The sequence below is a fragment of the Spiroplasma endosymbiont of Megaselia nigra genome (genome assembly GCF_003987485.1).
Lineage (GTDB): Bacteria > Bacillota_I > Bacilli_A > Mycoplasmatales > Mycoplasmataceae > Spiroplasma.
In genome coordinates this window covers 1-5,350 of sequence record NZ_RCOO01000074.1, presented here as the reverse complement: position 1 = coordinate 5,350, position 5,350 = coordinate 1, and the positions used below count along the sequence as shown (strand labels likewise).

Sequence of the window (5,350 nt, the reverse complement as noted above, 5' to 3'; positions counted from 1 at the left end):
GATACTATTTTTTGTTTATTTAATTGTAAAAGTCATGGAGCTTTTTTAATAATTCATACCTAACTTTATAATAGTTTAAATCTTTTTTTCCAAATGGTTTTTTTGGACCTTTTGGTGTATTTAAAATTCCTTTTTTAAAATTTCTTTGTCATGAATCAAGTGTTTTTATATTTACTTTATATTTTTGTGCAATATAAGTAAGCGATGTTTGTTCAATTTCTTTTACTGTATTTTTTCGAAATTCTGCAGTATATGTTTTAAATTTTTGTTCTTTTCCTGCCGTTAAAAAATGCACCTCCTCTAAAAGTTTAGTAAAGTTCTTTTTTAATTTTACTTACTTTTTGGGGTGCAGTCTTGGAAACGATAATGAAAATTACCAAGCAATTCGTTATGAAGGGTATGGACCAGGGGGTAGTGCAATTATTGTTGATACATTGACAAATAATGTTAACCGTGCTGTGGCAGAATTACGCAATTGTTTTACTAAAACAGGTGGTAAACTAGGAGTTAATGGGGCTGTCGTGCATTTATTTGATCATTTAGCAGTGTTTGCTTTTACAGGTAAAACGGTTGAAGAAGTATTAGAATTATTATTACTAGCAGATTGTGATATTAATGATGTTGTTGCTGAAGATGGACAAATTGTTGTTTATGCGCCAGGAAGAACAGCATTTAATAGTGTTAAAACGGCATTAGATCAAGCCGGGATTACAACATTTCAAATGGCAGAAATTACAATGCTTCCCCATGACCGGATTACTTTACAAGGAGATGACGCTGAACAATTTGAAAAAATGTTAAATATGTTAGATGACATTGATGATGTGCAAGATGTTTATCATAATGTTTTCCTTGCTTAGTTCAGATTGAAAAGCAGGAAAACAACTTGGGAAATTAGAAACAATTGAAAAATTATCGCTAATAGTGCATAATAATAGTAAAGTAAAAAAGGAGTTTAGATAATAATGTCAAATTTTTTGGGTGGTAGTATGACAATGAATGTGATTTTAGTCGTAATTGTAGTCGCAGTTATTATTTTTGCAATTGTTTCTTCAATTATGGGACGAAAAGCACAACGCATTGAACGAGAAAAACGAAAAAAACAAGTTAAAGATAAAATTAAACAATATATTAAAGATACTGATAATCGTAAAAACTTAAGATTAGAATATGAAAAAGTTATTGCTCGTAAAGGAAAAGAATTTAAATATCGCGATATTTTTGATGTTATTGTTGATATTTATGAAGCAAAAACAAATGCTTTTTTAGAACAAAAAGCTTTTGAAATTGAAGGTATTTCAAAAAAAAATAGTAAAAAACAATATGAAACAACTTGAATTGTTAACCAAGAAATTGATTTAGAAGAAACAAAACATCGAATTGAAATTAGTGAAAAAAAGGTTAAGTTAACAAAAGAAGAAAAAAAAGCAGCAAAAATTGCGGCAAGAAAAGAATATGAAGCACATCGTGCTGAAATGCTTAAAAAGCGTGAAGAAGAACGGAAATTGCGAAAAGCTGGACAACTTCCTGTTGATGAACGCCCAAAACCAAAACCAGAGAAATTTGTCCCTACAAAATAAGTTCTATCTTATTTTCTTTGTCTTTAAAAAGCAAATCCGAAATAAAGAAAGTGAAGTGCAATAATGGATTTAGAAATAACTTTAAAAAAAGAAGATTTTAAACGATTTAAAAAATGTTTTAAAATTGCTTGAACATTAGCTTCACGAAGTAATTTAAAAACAGTGCAAGAATGAGTGACAGTTCAAAAAATTTCGGTCTTTTTTGACTTGCAAGATAATATTAACAGTGCCAAAATTGATGAAGCTATTTTTATTGATGATGATGAAAATGAGAAGGGAAAAGTTTTATTTCAACCACATTTGTATGATTTAGCGCTAGAAACTTATTGACCAGCAGCTGAGGATACGGATAGTAATGATGTTCGAACTTTACCAGATGAGATTCAAACAACGATGGCAGATGTTCAAATTGATTTTTATCCCGGTGAAACAATTGCTGATGGGAATGAAGTTGGCCAACGCGCACGTGAATATTTTATGCGTGATTATACCTATTTTAATTTAGAACATTACAGCAAGAAAATTGCTTTTGCAAAGACAACTGAAGTGTTAGCAAATCCAAACTATGATGTTTATTTTGAACCATCTTTTGTTTATAACAATTGTATTACAAAGTGTGATATTTTAAAGAAACTTCCAGATGGTACTTATCATTTAATTGAGGTTAAAGCTTCAACTGGTCGGAAATATGATAAAGAAGCACAAATGTATGTTGACAAGGATGTTAAGGATGAATATGGTTATGATGTTGCCTATCAGTATTATGTTTTAACCGGGGCAGGCTTAATAATTAGTCGGGTTTCGTTAATGTTGTTAAATTCGGAGTATCAACGGATTGGTGATATTGATGATGACCAGTTGTTTATGTTTCAAGATTATTATAAATTGCCAACCAAAACCTTGCCGGCTATTAGTTTATTAGAATTTTGTCAGCAAATGATGACTGGACAATTTGCCAAACGTGTTGAAAAGAATCGCATCATTACTGATGATTTAGCTTTAATTAAACATTATTTTATGCAACCAGTTGAAACAATTTTTCTATTATTTAGTAAGGAACAATGTTTCAATGGAAAAGGTGATCGTTATGGTTATTGCCAACATGTTACTAGTTATTTACCACCGCATCATAGTGTCTTTGAGTTAACTCGTGGGATGGAAAAAAAGACATTATTAAAATATCAAGAACACATTGATTTGTTAAAAGATATTGTGTTACCATTTACCTTTAAACAATCAACGCGACAAAAAAAGCCAATTTTATTTTCAGAAAAACAACAACGCCAAATTCTTGCTGTTCAAGATAATGCCCCAGTTGTTAATCCAAAGAAGGTTGCTATTATTAATCAAATTTTAGAACAGTATCAGTATCCAATATATATGTATGATTTTGAAACAATGAAAGCGGCAGTTCCTCGCTTTGATTATTCATATTCTTATCAGCAAATTCCGTTTCAATATTCAGTCCATCTTATTAAAGATAATCACTTTGATTATCAAGATGAAACGACAATGGAACATTATGCCTTTTTAGCAGATGGTGAAGGTGATCCACGCTTAGCACTAATTAAACATTTAGTTACTGATTTATTTAGACATGGCGGAGGGGTTTATGTTGCTTATTATAAGAGTTTTGAATGTAAGGTTTTAGCCGAATTAATTAGTTATTTAACAATCTTAATTAATCAAAGTCGCAACGAGGAACTTATGACAACTTATCAAGATTGCCAAAAAAAATTAAGGATTATTCGAAATAAAACAATTGATTTAATGGATTTTTTTCAGGACTTTATGATTTATAAAAAAGAATTTTATGGTTCAGCTTCAATTAAAAAAACACAACCAGCATTTGATAATCAATTTACTTATCAAGCATTAAGGGTGCAAAAAGGTGATATGGCGAGTGAAATCTTTCGTCGCCGGGTGGAGAATAATATTCCAATCACCATTTGACAAAAATCATTTCGAGGAGAAATGTTAAAATATTGTAATCGGGATACATTAGCAATGGTTGTTATTTATCAACATATTGTTCGTTTAATGGGATCTTTAACACCAATTAAGGGAGGGAAAAAAGATGCAGAAATATAGAGTAATTTTTATGGGAACGCCAATCTTTGCAACAGCTGTTTTAAAAGCTTTACAAAAGTTAGCACCAAAAATTGAAATAATTGGAATTGTTACCCAACCTGATCGTAAAATTGGACGTCAGCAACTCGTTCAATTTTCTCCAGTCAAAGAATTTGCCTTAACAAATCAGATTCCTGTTTTTCAACCAGAAAAAATTAATGATCTTTATACAGAGTTAGGAACTTTCCAACCAGATGTTATTGTAACGTGTGCTTATGGGCAATTTATTCCAGAGCGAATTTTAAAATTAGCACGTATTAATTGTATTAATGTTCATGCTTCATTATTACCAAAATTACGTGGTGGGGCGCCTATTCATAAGGCTATTATTTATGGTGAGCGAGAAACGGGGATTACACTAATGAAAATGATTAAAAAAATGGATGCAGGAGAAATGTATGTTCAAACAGCAATTCCAATTAGTGCCACCGAAACAGCCTCATCTTTGCATGACCGGTTAATGGTTTTAGCAGGCACAATGATTGAAAAATATTTATTAGATATTATTACTGGTAAAATTAAAGGAACACTACAGGATGATAGTCAAGCAACATTTGCTTATAATATTACACGTGATGAAGAAAAAGTAAATTGGTTTTTACCAAAACAAAAAATTGTTGACCAAATTCGTGGATTATATGCATGACCAATTGCTTATACAACTGTTAATAATATTCATTATAAATTGCACCAAGCAATGATTACTTTAGAGCCATTAGCGGAAAAAGACGCTGATTTTGTAAATGGGACAATTATTGATATTTCAAAATTAGGGATTAAAGTTAAAGTTGAAGATGGTTATTTGCTAATTACGCGTTTAAAACGCGAGGGAAAAAAAGTAACTGATGCTAAAAATTACTATCATAATGCCTCGTCAGAAATTATGGTTAGAAATATTTTTATTTAAAATGTATCGTTTAAAATCACTAAAATATTTAGCAACAACAGGATTAATTACTGCTTTGTTAGTAGTTATTGCTTATATTTCCCAATTTATTCAGTTCAATTTTGGTGTTGGTAAAGGGATTATTCAGTTAGCAGATGGGTTATTTTTAGGTTTAATAACGTTAATCAAAGGACCAATGTTATTAATTAGTGGTATTTTGTATGTAACAATTATTGATCTTGTTACCGCTGGTTTTATTTTTATTCCTATTTCAATTTTAATTAGAATTTTAATGTTTTTAATTACTTATTTTGGTGCTCGCATTTTAAGTCGCTATGGTGCTATTTTTGTTAGTTCTTTAATGTTATTATTATATGTTTTGTATAGTTATTTCTTATTTGGGCGTGTTGTTGCAATTGTTGAATTAATTGCTGATGCAATTCAAATTGCTGTTGCAACAATAATAGGAATTACGTTAGCAATTGTTTTTGTTCAGATTAATGAGCATAGTACAAATAAAATTTGAAATGATGAACAATTTTGACATTATAAAAAGAGTAATTAGGACATAAATTAGAGTGCACCCAAAAAAGTGAGTATTAGTAAAAAAGGTTTATAAACTTTTATTTATTATATCCTTTTCTTCGCGGCTTGAATATCATTTATTTCATTTTTTAACATCATTAATATATTCGTCATGCGATAAGTAAATATTGTTATGAATTGTTGCTTTTTTTAATAAAGAATGAAAACT

The 5,350-nt window shown here is 30.0% G+C and carries 6 protein-coding genes; 5 read left to right on the top strand and 1 reads right to left on the bottom strand.

Features of this window, described 5'->3' with window-relative positions; all coding sequences use genetic code 4:
• Positions 1-19 precede the first annotated feature (19 nt).
• Positions 20-295, bottom strand: coding sequence for a transposase (locus D9R21_RS04130; RefSeq protein WP_126821216.1), 276 nt, complete (start codon positions 293-295; stop codon positions 20-22).
• Positions 296-341: 46 nt separating this feature from the next.
• Between D9R21_RS04130 and D9R21_RS04125 the strand changes: the two genes are divergently transcribed.
• The 5 genes from D9R21_RS04125 to D9R21_RS04105 all read left to right on the top strand — a co-directional run bounded on the left by D9R21_RS04125 (position 342) and on the right by D9R21_RS04105 (position 5,161).
• Complete coding sequence (locus D9R21_RS04125; RefSeq protein WP_241568744.1) at positions 342-860, top strand: YebC/PmpR family DNA-binding transcriptional regulator; 519 nt, start codon at positions 342-344, stop codon at positions 858-860.
• Positions 861-965: 105 nt separating this feature from the next.
• Positions 966-1,580, top strand: a complete 615-nt coding sequence (locus D9R21_RS04120) for a hypothetical protein (protein WP_126821215.1) — start codon at positions 966-968, stop codon at positions 1,578-1,580.
• 63 nt (positions 1,581-1,643) lie between these two features.
• Positions 1,644-3,671, top strand: coding sequence for a DUF2779 domain-containing protein (locus D9R21_RS04115; protein ID WP_126821214.1), 2,028 nt, complete (start codon positions 1,644-1,646; stop codon positions 3,669-3,671).
• Positions 3,658-4,617, top strand: a complete 960-nt coding sequence (gene fmt / locus D9R21_RS04110; RefSeq protein WP_126821213.1) for a methionyl-tRNA formyltransferase — start codon at positions 3,658-3,660, stop codon at positions 4,615-4,617. The genes D9R21_RS04115 and fmt overlap by 14 nt, the downstream gene beginning before the upstream one ends.
• Complete coding sequence (locus D9R21_RS04105) at positions 4,577-5,161, top strand: ECF transporter S component family protein (RefSeq protein ID WP_241568743.1); 585 nt, start codon at positions 4,577-4,579, stop codon at positions 5,159-5,161. The genes fmt and D9R21_RS04105 overlap by 41 nt, the downstream gene beginning before the upstream one ends.
• The last annotated feature ends 189 nt before the right edge of the window (positions 5,162-5,350 follow it).